The organism is Paraburkholderia sp. SSBN10T, from assembly GCF_056619545.1.
Genome location: NZ_JBWQQI010000013.1, coordinates 1 through 14,578, shown reverse-complemented (window position 1 = coordinate 14,578; position 14,578 = coordinate 1). Strand labels below are relative to the sequence as shown.

The following is a 14,578-nucleotide window of genomic DNA, read 5'->3' as shown; positions in this document are numbered from 1 at the left end:
AGCTGGCCGGATGGTCAGTGCACAAAGCGGGGGAGCGCGGAGCTAAGCCGACGCATGAACAGGCGTGGAAGCGCTAGCCGGATCGAGCCGGCAGCGAGCAATAAGAAGCGGCTAGAGGGAGTGGGCAGTGAGTAAGCCCGGAGCGCAAAAAATAAAGTAGAAGCAACAAAGCAAAAAGCCCTGCACACGTGCAGGGCTTTTTTTTGTCTTCGTCAACAAGCCGGAGGCAAGACCTTATTTGATCTTGGTTTCCTTGTACGGCACATGCTTGCGAGCGACGGGATCAAACTTGCTGATCTCCATCTTTTCCGGCATGTTGCGCTTGTTTTTCGTCGTGGTGTAGAAGTGACCCGTACCTGCGGTCGATTCCAGCTTGATCTTGTCGCGTGCGCCCTTGGCCATGATTTACTCCTTAGGCTTCACCGCGTGCGCGCAGGTCTGCGAGCACGGCGTCAATGCCGTTCTTGTCGATCAGACGCAGGCCGGCGTTCGAAACGCGCAGACGCACCCAACGGTTTTCGCTTTCCACCCAAATGCGGCGGTTTTGCAGGTTCGGCAGGAACCGGCGCTTGGTTTTGTTGTTCGCGTGGGAAACGTTGTTGCCGCTCATCGGCGCTTTCCCAGTTACTTGGCATACGCGTGCCATATGAGAGCACTCCTAATACGCTAATTCTGAGTTCGGACGCCGTGAAAGTTATCCGGAAGGGCCGCGCTGATCGCTCGATTGCGTTCAGTCGCTTGTCTCCCGAAAGGCCTTTGGTGGCTTCGGAACAGGGTTGGAAACAGGCAAACTGGAATTCTAGCAGAAAAAAAGCCGATAAATCAAACCTTATTTGCGACCGACTACCCGGGACGGCGTGGCGCCGCAGCCGCAATGTGATGGGCACCACGGTGCTGGCCGCTCAAGGATTCACGACCATCCGGCCCTCGCAAACGAGAATGTCTCGTGCGTGCCGATAACAAGGTGGTCGACCAGTTTAACGTCGATCAGCGCGAGGGTATCGCGCAGCACCTGAGTCAGCCGCCGGTCACTGGCGCTCGGTTTGACCGCTCCGGAGGGGTGATTATGCGCCACGATCATGCTTGCCGCATTGGTGGTCAGCGCCCGGCGCACAATTTCCCGTGGATAGACCGCCATGCGCGTGAGCGAACCGCGCGAGCTTTCTTCGGTGCTGATCAGCCGGTGCCGGGCGTCCATGAAGAGGCAGACGAAGACTTCATGAGGCCGCGAGCCGATCAGCAAACGGAGATAGTCTTCGACCGCCTCCGGCGAGTCGATCAGCGGCTTCTCGCGCATTTCCTCGACGAGAGAGCGCCGCGCCAGCTCGAGAATGGCGAGCAACTGCGCCGTTTTGGCGGGGCCGATGCCGGGAAGTCCGTTGAAATCCTCCGGTGTGGCGCCGAGCATCGCGCGCAGCGAGCCAAAGCGCTTCAGCAGCGCATGGGAGATGCCGAAGACGTTGTGCCCCGGCAAGCCGGAGCCCAGCACCAGTGCGACCAGTTCGGCGTCGGCTAGCGTGCCGGGGCCGAGTTCGAGCAGCCGCTCGCGCGGCATGTCGCGTTTGGTGCTTTTGGCGCGGTTGCGCTTGCGTACCGCTCGCTGGGGCGCGGGCGCCGCGCGCGCAGGCGGCTTCGGCCCGGGCCGCCTGCGCGCGGCGGCTAGCGTACCCGCGTCCGCGATAGGGTTTGCCGTCACTTCTACACAGGCGTAATAGTCCATGCTGTCGTTCTCCGGTTTGTGGATGAGAACCGCCTCACTGCGGCGATTTGGGATATGACACTCGCAAGCCGCCGCTGGATATGTGGCTTACAATAGAGCCTTTGCGCACGGCACCATGACGGTTTGCCACCCGCACCGGCAGCGCCCACGGCGCCCGTGTGCAGCGCGTCCCGACTGAACGAGTACTGCATGAGCATCATCGACATCTCTGAAGTGAAACCCGGTTCGCATGTCACGCTCCATTACCGGCTTTCGCTTGCCGATGGCGCCGAAGTCATCAACACCTTCACGGAAAAGCCGGCCACGCTGCTGCTGGGTGCAGGCCAACTGGCGCCGTCGCTGGAAGACATTTTGCTGGGATTGAAGGTCGGCCACCATTCGACCTTTCAGCTAACGCCGGAGCAGGCATTCGGCCCGCGCAATCCGGAGCTGCTGCAGCGGGTGTCGCTCGCCACGCTGCGCGAAAACAGCATGATCGGTGAGGATTTTTCGCCGGGCGATCTCGTCGAATTCAACGCCCCGGGTGGCGGGCGCTATGCCGGCGTGCTGAAGGAAGTGGGCGAAACGTCCGCCCTGTTCGATTTCAATCACCCGCTCGCCGGCCAGGCGCTGGCGTTCGAAGTGAAAATCATCGGGATTCTGTAAACATGAGCACCACGGATACGACTCTGACCGAAGCCGAGATCCTGCTGGCGCAACCGCGCGGTTTCTGCGCGGGTGTCGATCGGGCCATCGAAATCGTCGAACGCGCGATCAAGCTGCACGGTTCACCTATCTACGTGCGTCACGAGATTGTTCACAACGCCTATGTGGTGGAAGACCTGCGCAAGAAGGGCGCAATCTTTATCGAGCAACTGGAGGAAGTGCCGGCCGGCAATACGGTGATCTTCAGCGCGCATGGCGTCTCGAAGACGGTGCGCGCGGAAGCCGAGTCGCGTGGTCTGCGCGTCTATGACGCGACCTGTCCGCTCGTCACCAAGGTGCATATCGAGGTCGCGAAGATGCGCCAGGATGGCTTCGATATCGTGATGATCGGCCATAAGGGGCATCCGGAAGTCGAAGGCACGATGGGGCAGGCAGGCGAAGGCATGTATCTCGTCGAAGACATTGGCGATGTCGAGGCGCTCGCGCTCGCCGACCCGCAGCGGATTGCATTCGTCACGCAGACCACGCTGTCGGTCGACGACGCTGCCGAGATCATCGCTGCGCTCAAGGCCAAGTATCCGGCCATCCGCGAGCCTAAAAAGCAGGACATCTGTTATGCCACGCAGAACCGCCAGGACGCGGTGAAATTCATGGCGCCGCAGTGCGACGTCGTGATCGTGGTGGGAAGCCCGAACAGTTCGAACTCGAACCGCTTGCGCGAAGTCGCCGAGAAGCGCGGAATTCCTTCCTATATGGTGGACTCGCCCGACCAGATCGATCCGGCCTGGATCGTCGGCAAGCGCCGCATCGGCGTAACTGCCGGCGCATCGGCGCCGGAAGTGCTGGCGCAAGCGGTGATCGCCCGTTTGCGCGAACTGGGCGTGCGCAATGTGCGTGCGCTCGAAGGCATTGAGGAAAACATCGCGTTTCCGTTGCCGCGAGGTCTGGGTTTGCCAGCCTGACAATCTGCCGACGTTTCTGTAAGAAAAGCGCGCCTCTGGCGCGCTTTTTTATTTCTCCGACGATTGCTGCGCGTCCTTTAAATAAGTGCCTGATCATAGAAATGGACCGTTTTGCAGTGCCCGGAACGCAATTATTTTGTCTCCCGGCGATTTTATTTAATCTATCTTTCGACGATCGATCCCCATTTGTTGATGTGATATTCGCCACCACCGATTTTTGATGCACTAACATAGTGCGTCGACACACCGATATACAAAAAGGTAGTACTTATCGCTCAGCGCGATGAAATCAGGGATCGGCCGGGTTCGCTGCAACACTTGATGCTGCTAGGGTCTAGGATGGTGCAACTGATGCACGAGAAATTGTCGCAACCAGGTTGCGCCTTTTGCCGGATATTGTTCTCAAAATGAGGTTGCAATGCAGGAAAACCCTGCCGTTTCAACAATATTGCCCGCCGCATAATTGGAGTTACAATGCGCGCGTTCTCAAGGCCTCCGGGCCTCGAACGCTGGATTTAGCAAGGCGCTGGAGACCTACCTAATGCGAGTCAAGTTTGCTTACGCCGTGTCCATCCCGGCCGCGGTTGAGATGCTGACCGCGTGCAGCAAGAAGAGCGATGGCGTGGCAGACACAGGCGGATCCGCTGCGACGATGGCGCAGGCGCCGGCAAGCAGGGTGCCGGTCGGCTATGCGACCCCATTAACGGGAAGTATTGCCCCTCTGGGCAAAAACAACGAAAACGGGGCGCGATTGGCGGTTAAAGAAATAACCACGCAGGGGCCAACAGTCGACGGCCAGAAGATCCAGCCGGAGCTGGACGCGAAACGCGTCGCGCCAATGGTCAATGCGCCCGCCGATGGCGAGGGGCGCGCGCACGAGTCTGCGAAGACCGCGAAGGCGAGCGTCGCGAAAACGGTCGCACGGGAAGCGACGCATGATCAGGCCGCGGATGTCCGGGCCATTCTCACCAACATCAAGCGTGTTCAGCCGGACGGCATGAAGTCCGGCCGTATGCACGCAACGGGCGGGCCGCCGGCGAAGCAGGCGGCCGCGCTCGATATCAGGGCAAAAATCCTTGGCGGCGACGGCGTGTGTACCGGCAAGGTGGGGGAGCAGGCGGGATCCGCCGGGCAAAACCCGGTCAGTTCGAAGGCGGCACTCGTGCTTTCGGACATGACCCAGGGAGCGGGCTTCACGAAGAAGCATGAAGGCCGTTCCCACACGTCGGTGCAGAGTGACGCGCCGTTCACGTATGAAGCGCTGTACGTGATTGTCGATGCAATGAAGCGCGCCAACTCAATCGATGCGCCCGAGGTGCTGGCTGCGATGCCATGCGCCGGTTACCCATGCGTAACCGGCCACATCGCATTCGACGACAAGGGTGATTTGAAAGGAGGCGCCATTACGCTTTACGACTTCAGGGACAGCAACCACGCGGTCCTCGACGCCGTAGAGATGTAATGACGGGACGTACAGCCTGACGGCACCTGGCCCACCCAATGGTGTCGTTTTTGCATCCGTTTCCGGCAAGGCGGCGACTGCATCCCAGTCGCAAGACGAGCCGGTAGCGGATAACCCTTACCGGTCTTTTACATCAGTACCCGCAGTGCCGTTGCGATTTGTGTGAAGCATCACCGCCCACCGGCTGATGGCGAGCGCAAATCCAGTCGCACGGGCTAAGGAGCATTAAATGGATATCTTCATCCAGCAGATCCTCAATGGACTGGTGCTTGGCAGCGTTTACGCCATCATCGCACTGGGCTATACGATGGTTTACGGCATCTTGGGCATCATCAACTTCGCTCACGGCGATGTCTTGATGGTGGGCGCGATGGTTGCGCTCTCAGCCATAGGCGTGCTGCAGAACCACTTTCCGGGGCTAGGCAATGTGCCGACGCTCATCATCGCGTTGATCATCGCCGCAGCGGTTTGCTCGGTGGTCGGCTACACGATCGAGCGCGTGGCCTACCGGCCGTTGCGCCGCGCGCCGCGTCTGGCTCCGCTGATCACCGCCATCGGCGTGTCGATCCTGCTGCAGACGCTCGCGATGATGATCTGGTCGCGCAACCCGCTGCCGTTCCCGCAACTGCTGCCGACCGATCCGATCAACGTGATCAAGTCCGGGCCCAACAATCCGGGCGCCGTGATCTCGATGACTGAAATCGTGATCATCGTGGTGGCGTTCCTCGTGATGGGCGGCCTGCTGCTGCTCGTGCACAAGACGAAGCTCGGCCGTGCCATGCGCGCGATCGCCGAAAATCCGAACGTGGCGAGCCTGATGGGCGTGAGCCCGAACTTCGTGATCTCGGCAACCTTCATGATCGGCTCGGCACTCGCTGCGCTGGCCGGCGTGATGATCGCGTCCGAGTACGGTAACGCTCACTTCTATATGGGCTTCATCCCTGGCATGAAGGCCTTTACGGCGGCTGTGCTCGGCGGCATCGGCAATCTCGGTGGCGCGATGGTCGGCGGCGTGGTGCTTGGCCTGATCGAACAGTTGGGCGCGGGCTATATCGGCAACCTCACGGGTGGTGTGTTCGGCAGTAACTACCAGGACGTGTTCGCATTCATCGTGCTGATCGTCGTGCTGGTGTTCCGTCCTTCGGGCCTGTTGGGCGAACGTGTTGCGGATCGCGCGTAAGGAGTAATTAGACATGACCTCAATTCAACCGATCGAGCCGTCCACGACGCTCATCCCCGAGAAAAACCCGGCGAAGACGCTGACGGTCGGCATCATTACCGCGATCCTGGTCGCTGCCGCGCCGATGATCATCGGTGCTCTGGGCGGCAACTACTGGGTGCGCGTGCTCGACTTCGCGATGCTATACGTGATGCTAGCGCTGGGCCTCAATGTGGTGGTGGGCTTTGCCGGCCTGCTGGACTTGGGCTACATCGCGTTCTACGCGGTGGGCGCGTACACGGCGGCGTTGCTGTCCTCACCGCACCTGATGGCCTTCGGCTGGATCGCGAACCTGTTCCCGGGTGGCCTGCACGCGCCGATCTGGGTCATCGTGCCGTGCGCGATGGGTCTCGCGGCCCTGTTCGGCGTTCTGCTCGGTGCACCGACGCTGCGTCTGCGTGGCGACTATCTCGCGATCGTGACCCTGGGCTTCGGGGAAATCGTGCGGATCTTCATGAACAACCTCGACCGTCCGGTCAACATCACCAACGGGCCGCAGGGGATCACGGGCATCGACCCGGTGAAGATCGCCGGTTTCAACCTGTCGCAAACCCACACGCTGTTCGGCTTCACCTTCACGACCGTGTATATGTACTACTACATGTTCGTGCTATGCGCGTTGCTGGTGATCTGGGTGTGTACGCGTCTGCAGCATTCGCGTATCGGCCGCGCGTGGGCCGCCATCCGCGAAGACGAAATCGCCGCCAAGGCAATGGGCATCAACACCCGTAACGTGAAGCTGCTGGCGTTCGCCATGGGCGCCTCGTTCGGCGGCCTGTCGGGTGCGATGTTTGCGGGCTTCCAGGGCTTCGTGTCGCCGGAATCGTTCACCTTCTGGGAATCGGTCGTGGTGCTGGCCTGCGTGGTGCTGGGCGGTATGGGCCACATCCCGGGCGTGATTCTCGGTGCAGTGCTGCTCGCTGTGTTTCCGGAATTCCTGCGTTCGACGATGGGTCCGTTGCAAAACGCTATCTTCGGTCATGAGATTGTCGATACCGAGGTGATCCGTCAGTTGCTGTACGGTCTCGCGATGGTCCTCATCATGCTGTACCGCTCGGAAGGCCTGTGGCCGTCGCCGAAGCATGAGGACAAGATTGCAAAGCTGGCAAAGCGCAGTGGCAAGAAGCCGGTGCGTGCCTGAGGCCTGGGAGAAAATCTATGAGCGATAACCAAATTCGTCTGTCCGTAAAGGGCGTGAACAAGCGCTTCGGCGGCTTGCAGGCGCTGTCCGAAGTCGGGCTCGAAATCAAGTCGGGCGAGATCTATGGCCTGATTGGTCCGAACGGCGCGGGCAAGACCACGTTCTTCAACGTGATCACGGGCCTCTATACGCCGGACTCCGGCGACTTCAAGCTCGACGGTGAGAACTACACGCCGACCGCGGTGTACCAGGTCGCGAAGGCCGGCATTGCCCGCACGTTCCAGAACATCCGTTTGTTCGGCGGCATGACTGCGCTTGAAAACGTGATGGTGGGGCGCCATGTGCGCACCAAACATGGCTTGTTCGGCGCAGTGTTCCAGACGCCGGCCGAGCGTAAGGAAGAGCGCGAGATCAAGGAACGCGCGCTCGAACTGCTGGAGTACGTCGGCGTGCTGCAATACGCGGACTACACCTCGCGCAACCTGTCGTATGGCCACCAGCGTCGTCTGGAAATCGCCCGTGCGCTGGCAACCGATCCGAAGCTGCTGGCGCTGGACGAGCCGGCCGCCGGCATGAACGCAACGGAGAAGGTCGAGCTCACCAAGCTGCTCGACAAGATCCGCAGCGACGGCAAGACGATCCTGCTGATCGAGCACGACGTGAAACTGGTGATGGGCCTGTGCAACAACATGACAGTGCTCGATTACGGCAAGGTGATCGCCCAAGGTCTGCCGCAGGACGTGCAGAAGGACCCGAAGGTGATTGAGGCATATCTGGGTGCGGGGGTCCACTGATGGCTACGGCAATGTTGAAAATCAAGGGCCTGCAGGTCAATTACGGCGGCATTCAGGCTGTCAAGGGTATCGACCTGGAAGTCGGGCAGGGCGAACTGGTCACGCTGATCGGCGCGAACGGCGCAGGCAAGACCACGACCATGAAGGCGATCACGGGCCTGAAGGCGTACTCGGCGGGCGATATCGAGTACATGGGCCAGTCCATCAAGGGGCTGCCCGCGCATGAGCTGCTCAAGCGCGGTCTGGCGATGGTGCCGGAAGGGCGCGGCATCTTCGCGCGTATGTCGATTGTCGAAAACATGCAGATGGGTGCTTATCTGCGTAACGACACCGATGGCATCAAGGCGGACGTCGACCGCATGTTCGGCTTCTTTCCGCGCCTGAAGGAACGCGCCGCGCAATACGCGGGCACGCTGTCGGGCGGCGAGCAGCAGATGCTGGCGATGGCGCGCGCGATCATCAGCAAGCCGAAGCTGTTGTTGCTCGACGAACCGTCGATGGGTCTGTCGCCGATCATGGTGGAGAAGATCTTCGAAGTGGTGCGGGCGATTTCGGCCGAAGGCATGACCGTGCTGCTGGTCGAACAGAACGCACGTCTCGCGCTGCAGGCGGCGAATCGCGGCTACGTGATGGACTCGGGTCTGGTGACGATGTCCGGTGACGCGAAGCAGATGCTCGATGATCCGAAGGTTCGGGCTGCTTACCTGGGTGAATAAGCTGACGAGTAAGCTGAGCAATCGGAGCGGCTGAACCAGCCGCTCCGATCTCCCCAAAATACAAAGGCCGCATGCGATTTTTTGCATGCGGCCTTTGTCATTTCTGCGCGCCGGCTTGCTCAGCCGGCCGAAACGGCATGACACAACTGACTCACGCAGCGGACTTAAACCGCAGAGGGTGACGCTGCTGACGAGACGCCGGCATGCTCACCCAGGCGCTTCCCCAGACTGATGACCTCATCGGCGCGATAACCGAGAGCCTCGTAAAACGCCCGCACTTCCTGCTTCGCCGTCAGCACTTGCAGATTGACCTTCGGACAGCCCATGTCGACGAGCGCCGCTTCGGCATGGGCAATCAGCCGGGTTCCGATGCCGAGCCGGCGCTGCGAGGCATCCACCGCGAGCGAGTAGAGCCAGCCGCGGTGGCCGTCATAACCGGCCATCACCGTGCCCACCAGACGCTCGCCGAGCGTGGCGACAAAGAACAGCTCCGGCTGGGTGGCCATCTTGTTGGCGATCGACAGATGCGGGTTGCGATGCGGCCGTGTCGCTTCCCGATACTCGGGAAACGCCTCCTGCCACAGCGCGACCACAGCATCGGTATCGCTCGCTGCAAAGCGGCGGATCGATAGCGTAGTGGTCGTCGTCATACGCGCTCCTTTGCCGGCGTTTAGAGGGTGTCGAGAATCGAGCGCAGCATGGCCATCATCTGGTCGATTTCTTCGTTCGTCACGTTCAGGGCCGGCATGAAGCGCAACAGGTTCGGTCGCGCTGCATTGAGCAGCAAGCCATCCGGCTGCATGTTGCGGGCCTTCTCGACGATCTGGTTGCCGATGTCCTTGCCGAGCAGCAACGCGCGCAGCAAGCCTTCACCACGTTCGCCAGCAAAGCCGCGTTCTTCCGACAGATCGAGCAGCTTCGCGCGCAGATACTCGCCGCGGGCGCGCACGCTTTCCAGGAAGCCCGGCGCAGTCAGTTGCGAGATCACCGAGTAGCCGACCGCCGTCATCAGCGGATTGCCGTTGTAGGTGCCGCCCTGATCGCCGGCCTCGAACACTTCGACTGCAGCCTTGCAGAGCAGCGCCGCGAGCGGTACGCCGCCGCCGATACCCTTGCCGAGCGTCATGATGTCCGGCTCGATGCCCGACAGTTCGTAAGCGAACAAGGTGCCGGCACGCCCGCAGCCGCTCTGCACTTCGTCGGCGATCAGCAGGATGTTGTGCTTCTGGGTCAGCGCCCGCAGTTGCTGCATGAATTCGCGCGTCGCCGGAATCACGCCGCCTTCGCCCTGGATCGGTTCGAGCATCACCGCGACGGTCTTGCCGTTGATGAGCTTCTCAACCGAGGCGATGTCGTTCAGGTCCGCCTTCGGGAAGCCCGGCACTTGCGGCGCGTAGATCGTGTCCCAGCCCGGCTTGCCGCTCGCCGACATGGTGGCGAGCGTGCGGCCGTGGAAGCTGTGGTCGAACGTGATGATCTCGTAGGCGCCGTCCTTGTGTTTCTTGCCCCACTTGCGCGCCAGCTTGATCGCGCCTTCGTTGGCTTCGGCGCCGCTGTTGGCGAAGAACACCTTGTCGAAGCAGCTATGTTGCGTAAGCAGGCCCGCGAGCTGCGCCATCGGCGCGTTGTAGAACGCCGGCGACGGGTTGATCAGCAGTTGCGCCTGCTTGTTCAGCGCCTCGATCATGCCTTCGTTGCAGTGCCCGAGGCTGTTGACCGCCCAGCCCTGGATGAAGTCGAGGTAGCGCTTGCCGTTATTGTCGTAGAGCCACGAGCCCTTGCCGTGCGTAAAAACGATCTCGGGCCGGTTGGTGATGTACATCAGCGACTCGACGGGATACTCATTGAAATTCATGGCGGCGCGCTCCGGGCGTTGCAAGGGTGAAGGAACAGTAAAAAGGGGCGAAAAAAACAAAAAAGCCACGGCATGCCGTGGCTTTCGTGATTCGAACAACATGCGCCTCTTCGGCGCGAATCCGTGACCAAGCCGGCGGCATCCCTAAGGGAGCAGCGAGCGGCGACGTCGGAGTTCGGACTGGATGCGGTTCATGCGCGAAAGAATACGACAACGCGAGCACCGGTGTAAACCATGAATTTCGTCTGCGGCGGACTTTTTTAGTCCGCCGTGCAGGCTAATCAGGCTGACGCAGCCAAGCCGGGCAAGCGTTAGCTGGTTAAACCGGGTTCGCGAGGTCGGCTGCGCTCGTGAAGGAATCCGCGTAGAACTCGTCTTCCGGCAGGCCGTGGTGCTGCGTGAAATCGCGCTGCGCCGATTCGACCATCACCGGTGCGCCGCAGGCGTACACCTGATAACCCGACAAGTCTGGCAGGTCTTCGATGACGCTGCGATGAACGAAGCCGGTGCGGCCGGTCCACGCATCGCTCGGGTCCGGTTCGGAGAGCACCGGCACGAACTTGAAGTTCGGGATTTCGCGCGCCCATTGTTCGGCCAGATCCAGCAGGTACAGGTCTTTCTTGCGGCGCGCGCCCCAGTACAGCGTCATCGGCCGGCCGAGGTTCTTGAACACTGCGTGTTCGACGATCGCCTTCAGCGGCGCGAAGCCGGTGCCGGAGGCGAGCAGCACGATCGGCTTGTCCGAGTCTTCGCGCAGGAAGAAGGTGCCGAGCGGCGCTTCGAAGCGCAGGATGTCGCGCTCCTTCATGGCGTTGAAAACGTGATCGGTGAACGCGCCGCCGGGCATATGGCGGATATGCAGCTCGATCGGGCCTTCGACGTGCGGCGCATTGGCCATCGAATAGCTGCGGCGCTTGCCGTCCTTCAGGATGAACTCGAGGTACTGGCCCGCGAGGTATTGCAGACGCTCGTTGGCGGGCAATTGCAGCTTCAGCACGACCACGTCGTCGGCTTTGCGCTCGATCGCGTTCACGCGGCACGGCAGCTTTTTCACCTGCACGTCGCCCACGCCCGCGACTTCGCGGATGTCGATCTCCAGATCGGAGCACGGTGTTGCGCAGCAGAACAGCGCCATGCCGCGGGTCTTTTCGTCGTTCGACAGCGCCGATGACGAATGCTGGCGCTGCTCGACTGCGCCGCTGATCACGGTGCCCTTGCAGGAGCCGCAGGCGCCGTTCTTGCAGCCGTACGGCAGGCCGATGCCCTGGCGCAGGGCGGCGGTCAGGACGGGTTCGTCGGGCTCTACTTGAAACTGCCGGCCGCTTTGCCGGAGGGTTACATTAAATGCCATAGCGTGTTCGAGTTCGAAGAGTCGGTAATCGGTGCGAGCCGCCCCTGACGGCTACAATGCGTCCACCATGAAAGCCACACGAAACTTGCGCCGCCGGCGCGTGCTCATTGTGGGCTGCGGCGATGTCGGCATGCGTTGCGCCGCGCTGCTGCAGCCGCGCGCGCATCTGTTTGCGCTCACGACCCAGCCGGCCCGTTGCGCCGAATTGCGCGCGGCGGGCGTCACGCCGCTCGTCGGCGATCTCGATGCCCGCCGTAGCCTGAAGCGGCTTGCGGGCCTCGCGCCGACCGTGCTGCATCTGGCTCCGCCGCAAAAGACCGGCGACGACGACCGCCGTACGCGGGCGTTGCTTGGCGCCCTGAGCGCGCGCCGCTACTGGCCCGCACGCAGTGCGGTGGCGCCGGTAGCGCGTTTGCGCCGCCTTCGCGGTGCATGGATGGAACGCAAAACAGCCAATATTGTACCCGACGGGGTAGGACGCTCCGCTGCTTCGCGGCTTCCTGTGCGGATGGTTTACGCGAGCACGACCGGGGTATACGGCGACTGTGGCGGCGCGCTGATCGACGAAACGCGCACGGTGCGCCCGGCCAATCCGCGGGCGACGCGGCGTGTCTCCGCGGAACGGCAATTGCGGCGCGCCACCGCACGCGGCACGCTGCAGGCGAGCATTGCGCGCATTCCCGGCATCTACGCGGGCAACCGCTTGCCGCTCGCGCGGCTGGAGAAGCGCACCCCCGCACTGCTCGACGCCGACGACGTCTACACGAGCCATATCCACGCCGACGACCTCGCCGCGATTCTGGTGCGGATGACGAGACTCGGCCGGCGTGGGCGCGTGGTCCATGCTTCGGACGATACAACCTTGAAAATGGGCGAGTACTTTGACCTGGTGGCCGACGCGTACGGTCTCGAACGCGCCCCGCGCATTTCGCGCGCGCAGGCCGAGGCGCAGATCGACCCGATGATGCTGTCGTTCATGCGTGAATCGCGGCGGCTTGTGAACGAGCGGATGAAGCGCGAGCTGCGGGTGCAGTTGCGCTATCCGACAGTGGCGGATTTTTTGCGGAGTGCGCACGCTAAAGCGGCGGCGGGCGGCGAAACGCGACCTGCCGACGCAGCGCCATAAAACATGCGGCTCGATCTCAGGTGAGCGCCGGCAATGCTTCCAGCAGCAGGAAGCAAAGGACTGCGCCGATCAGGGCGCCGATCAGGCTCGGATGATACTTGTGCCGCAAATGCATCACGGCCAGCAGGGCGCCGACCACGAGCGCGGCCAGGCAGACAAATGCAATCATCGCGGCCGAGATCTCGAACGAAGTGTGGGTGACCATGGCGCTCCTCCCTGAAACCTTTGTACTCGTTGTTTAATCGAGTATAAAGCGGCTTGTCAGGAACGGCATGCTGCGACGCAGCGCAAACAGGGCGCCAGCCGGCTTATCAAGGCGGCCTCGGTGGGGCACCGCACGCGGCGTCCCCGACGCTACGGGGCTGTGCGGCTTGCTTACTTGTTTACCCGCTCCGTAAAGATCCGAGGTCGGTTTCATCGAGCCATTGCCAGGCGCCGACCGCGAGCGTCGCGGGCAGGCTGAGCCCGCCAATCCGCTCGCGATGCAGCGCTTCGACGCGGTTGCCGGCGGCCGCGACCATCCGCTTGACCTGGTGGTATTTGCCTTCGAGCACGGTCAGTTCGAGCGCGTGCTCGCTGCGCGCGTGCGCGGCGACCGCCGCAACCGGTTTGGCTTCGCCGTGCAGCAGCACGCCTTCGCGCAACGCGCCGAGTTGCGCATCGTCGAGCGGATGACGGGTGGTTGCGAGGTAGACCTTCGGCACCTTGCGCCTGGGCGAGGTGAAGGCGTGGACGAACTTGCCGTCGTCGGAGAGCAGCAGCAGTCCGGTCGTATCTTGATCGAGCCGGCCTACGCATTGCACGCCGCGCGCCGCGAATTGCGGCGGCAGCAGGTTGAACACGCTCAGATGATGCTGCGGCTCGCGCGAGCATTCGTAGCCCGCGGGTTTGTTGAGCAGCAGGTAGGCGTGTTCGTGGTAAGGCCAGGTGGTGCCGTCGACCGTGAAGTTGAGCGCCTCGGGCGAGAGGTCGGCGTCCGGATCGGTGTGGACGGCGCCGTCGATCGCCACGCGGCCGTCGGCGATCAGTGCGCGGCATTGACGTCGTGAGCCGAAACCCTGGGTAAAGAGAACGCTTTCGAGATTCATGGGGAGCGAGAGAACGGCAGGGCGAAATGCAGACGACGGACCGCGGTCCGTCGCTTCGCGTGCATTCTACCCGGCGCCCGCGCCTACGCGTGGCGGTCAATGCCCGCCGGCGCGCCGCTCCACAAACCGGCGCACGTAATCGTCGGCCGGACGCGTGAGGATCTCGTTGGGCGTGCCTTCCTGGACCAGCGTGCCGTCGCGCAGGATCGCGATACGGTTGCCGATGCGCAGCGCCTCGTCCAGATCGTGCGTGATGAACACGATGGTCTTGTTCAGCGTGGCCTGCAACTGCAGCAACTGGTCCTGCATCTCGGTGCGGATCAGCGGATCGAGCGCGGAGAACGCCTCGTCCATCAGCAGCACGTCGGTGTCGGCGGCCAGCGCCCGGGCGAGGCCCACGCGCTGGCGCATGCCGCCGGACAACTCGTCCGGGTAGTGCTCGCCATAGCCGTTCAGTCCCACCTTGCCGAGCCACGTGCGCGCCTTCTCGTGCGCCTGG

17 protein-coding genes are annotated in these 14,578 nt (G+C 62.2%); 8 read left to right on the top strand and 9 right to left on the bottom strand.

What is annotated here, in order from left to right; genetic code table 11:
* Positions 1-234 precede the first annotated feature (234 nt).
* The 3 genes from rpmG to radC form a co-directional block, all read right to left on the bottom strand.
* Complete coding sequence (gene rpmG / locus AC1ECK_RS20155) at positions 235-402, bottom strand: 50S ribosomal protein L33 (RefSeq protein WP_137959005.1); 168 nt, start codon at positions 400-402, stop codon at positions 235-237.
* Between the two features lie 10 nt (positions 403-412).
* Entirely contained in the window at positions 413-646 is a 234-nt protein-coding gene (gene rpmB, locus AC1ECK_RS20150; RefSeq protein WP_007180631.1) for a 50S ribosomal protein L28, read from the bottom strand.
* A gap of 264 nt (positions 647-910) precedes the next feature.
* Positions 911-1,720 (bottom strand): RadC family protein, encoded by an 810-nt coding sequence (gene radC, locus AC1ECK_RS20145; protein WP_480321988.1) that lies wholly within the window; start codon positions 1,718-1,720, stop codon positions 911-913.
* 189 nt (positions 1,721-1,909) lie between these two features.
* On the opposite strand from radC, the gene AC1ECK_RS20140 reads away from it, so the two are divergent.
* The 7 genes from AC1ECK_RS20140 (at position 1,910) to AC1ECK_RS20110 (ending at position 8,659) form a co-directional block, all read left to right on the top strand.
* Positions 1,910-2,365, top strand: coding sequence for an FKBP-type peptidyl-prolyl cis-trans isomerase (locus AC1ECK_RS20140; protein WP_137959006.1), 456 nt, complete (start codon positions 1,910-1,912; stop codon positions 2,363-2,365).
* A 2-nt stretch (positions 2,366-2,367) separates the two neighbouring features.
* On the top strand, positions 2,368-3,327 hold the full coding sequence (gene ispH, locus AC1ECK_RS20135; protein WP_480321986.1) for a 4-hydroxy-3-methylbut-2-enyl diphosphate reductase: 960 nt from the start codon (positions 2,368-2,370) through the stop codon (positions 3,325-3,327).
* Positions 3,328-3,868: 541 nt separating this feature from the next.
* The gene (locus tag AC1ECK_RS20130) at positions 3,869-4,789 is read left to right on the top strand and encodes a type 1 periplasmic-binding domain-containing protein (protein WP_480321984.1); all 921 of its coding nucleotides are present in this window, start codon (positions 3,869-3,871) and stop codon (positions 4,787-4,789) included.
* A gap of 229 nt (positions 4,790-5,018) precedes the next feature.
* Positions 5,019-5,969: a branched-chain amino acid ABC transporter permease gene (locus tag AC1ECK_RS20125; protein ID WP_480321982.1), complete on the top strand. Its 951-nt coding sequence runs from the start codon at positions 5,019-5,021 to the stop codon at positions 5,967-5,969.
* 13 nt (positions 5,970-5,982) lie between these two features.
* Positions 5,983-7,149, top strand: a complete 1,167-nt coding sequence (locus tag AC1ECK_RS20120) for an ABC transporter permease subunit (protein WP_480321980.1) — start codon at positions 5,983-5,985, stop codon at positions 7,147-7,149.
* A 17-nt stretch (positions 7,150-7,166) separates the two neighbouring features.
* Positions 7,167-7,943, top strand: a complete 777-nt coding sequence (locus tag AC1ECK_RS20115; RefSeq protein ID WP_480321978.1) for an ABC transporter ATP-binding protein — start codon at positions 7,167-7,169, stop codon at positions 7,941-7,943.
* Positions 7,943-8,659, top strand: coding sequence for an ABC transporter ATP-binding protein (locus AC1ECK_RS20110; RefSeq protein WP_480321976.1), 717 nt, complete (start codon positions 7,943-7,945; stop codon positions 8,657-8,659). The genes AC1ECK_RS20115 and AC1ECK_RS20110 overlap by 1 nt, the downstream gene beginning before the upstream one ends.
* A 164-nt stretch (positions 8,660-8,823) precedes the next feature.
* On the opposite strand, the gene AC1ECK_RS20105 is transcribed toward AC1ECK_RS20110, so the two are convergent.
* From AC1ECK_RS20105 to AC1ECK_RS20095, 3 genes are all read right to left on the bottom strand, one after another.
* A complete protein-coding gene (locus AC1ECK_RS20105) occupies positions 8,824-9,309 on the bottom strand; it encodes a GNAT family acetyltransferase (RefSeq protein ID WP_480321974.1) in 486 nt (161 codons plus the stop codon).
* Positions 9,310-9,329: 20 nt separating this feature from the next.
* Entirely contained in the window at positions 9,330-10,514 is a 1,185-nt protein-coding gene (locus tag AC1ECK_RS20100) for an acetylornithine transaminase (protein WP_480321972.1), read from the bottom strand.
* A 319-nt stretch (positions 10,515-10,833) separates the two neighbouring features.
* Complete coding sequence (locus tag AC1ECK_RS20095) at positions 10,834-11,865, bottom strand: CDP-6-deoxy-delta-3,4-glucoseen reductase (protein WP_480321970.1); 1,032 nt, start codon at positions 11,863-11,865, stop codon at positions 10,834-10,836.
* 67 nt (positions 11,866-11,932) lie between these two features.
* On the opposite strand from AC1ECK_RS20095, the gene AC1ECK_RS20090 reads away from it, so the two are divergent.
* Entirely contained in the window at positions 11,933-12,991 is a 1,059-nt protein-coding gene (locus AC1ECK_RS20090; RefSeq protein ID WP_480321968.1) for an NAD-dependent epimerase/dehydratase family protein, read from the top strand.
* 16 nt (positions 12,992-13,007) lie between these two features.
* Here the strand turns inward: AC1ECK_RS20090 and AC1ECK_RS20085 are convergent, their stop codons facing one another.
* The 3 genes from AC1ECK_RS20085 to AC1ECK_RS20075 all read right to left on the bottom strand — a co-directional run.
* On the bottom strand, positions 13,008-13,196 hold the full coding sequence (locus AC1ECK_RS20085; RefSeq protein ID WP_480321966.1) for a hypothetical protein: 189 nt from the start codon (positions 13,194-13,196) through the stop codon (positions 13,008-13,010).
* A gap of 178 nt (positions 13,197-13,374) precedes the next feature.
* Positions 13,375-14,079 carry a pseudouridine synthase gene (locus tag AC1ECK_RS20080; RefSeq protein WP_480321964.1) on the bottom strand — a complete coding sequence of 235 codons (705 nt, stop codon included), beginning with the start codon at positions 14,077-14,079 and terminating at the stop codon, positions 13,375-13,377.
* 96 nt (positions 14,080-14,175) lie between these two features.
* A partial coding sequence (locus AC1ECK_RS20075; RefSeq protein ID WP_480321962.1) for an ATP-binding cassette domain-containing protein occupies positions 14,176-14,578 on the bottom strand: 403 nt, incomplete at its 5' end.

Coding starts and splice junctions, on each gene's coding strand:
- rpmG (WP_137959005.1), bottom strand. CDS start 402: ATGGCCAAGGGCGCACGCGACAAGATCAAGCTGGAATCGACCGCAGGT.
- rpmB (WP_007180631.1), bottom strand. CDS start 646: ATGGCACGCGTATGCCAAGTAACTGGGAAAGCGCCGATGAGCGGCAAC.
- radC (WP_480321988.1), bottom strand. CDS start 1,720: ATGGACTATTACGCCTGTGTAGAAGTGACGGCAAACCCTATCGCGGAC.
- AC1ECK_RS20140 (WP_137959006.1), top strand. CDS start 1,910: ATGAGCATCATCGACATCTCTGAAGTGAAACCCGGTTCGCATGTCACG.
- ispH (WP_480321986.1), top strand. CDS start 2,368: ATGAGCACCACGGATACGACTCTGACCGAAGCCGAGATCCTGCTGGCG.
- AC1ECK_RS20130 (WP_480321984.1), top strand. CDS start 3,869: ATGCGAGTCAAGTTTGCTTACGCCGTGTCCATCCCGGCCGCGGTTGAG.
- AC1ECK_RS20125 (WP_480321982.1), top strand. CDS start 5,019: ATGGATATCTTCATCCAGCAGATCCTCAATGGACTGGTGCTTGGCAGC.
- AC1ECK_RS20120 (WP_480321980.1), top strand. CDS start 5,983: ATGACCTCAATTCAACCGATCGAGCCGTCCACGACGCTCATCCCCGAG.
- AC1ECK_RS20115 (WP_480321978.1), top strand. CDS start 7,167: ATGAGCGATAACCAAATTCGTCTGTCCGTAAAGGGCGTGAACAAGCGC.
- AC1ECK_RS20110 (WP_480321976.1), top strand. CDS start 7,943: ATGGCTACGGCAATGTTGAAAATCAAGGGCCTGCAGGTCAATTACGGC.
- AC1ECK_RS20105 (WP_480321974.1), bottom strand. CDS start 9,309: ATGACGACGACCACTACGCTATCGATCCGCCGCTTTGCAGCGAGCGAT.
- AC1ECK_RS20100 (WP_480321972.1), bottom strand. CDS start 10,514: ATGAATTTCAATGAGTATCCCGTCGAGTCGCTGATGTACATCACCAAC.
- AC1ECK_RS20095 (WP_480321970.1), bottom strand. CDS start 11,865: ATGGCATTTAATGTAACCCTCCGGCAAAGCGGCCGGCAGTTTCAAGTA.
- AC1ECK_RS20090 (WP_480321968.1), top strand. CDS start 11,933: ATGAAAGCCACACGAAACTTGCGCCGCCGGCGCGTGCTCATTGTGGGC.
- AC1ECK_RS20085 (WP_480321966.1), bottom strand. CDS start 13,196: ATGGTCACCCACACTTCGTTCGAGATCTCGGCCGCGATGATTGCATTT.
- AC1ECK_RS20080 (WP_480321964.1), bottom strand. CDS start 14,079: ATGAATCTCGAAAGCGTTCTCTTTACCCAGGGTTTCGGCTCACGACGT.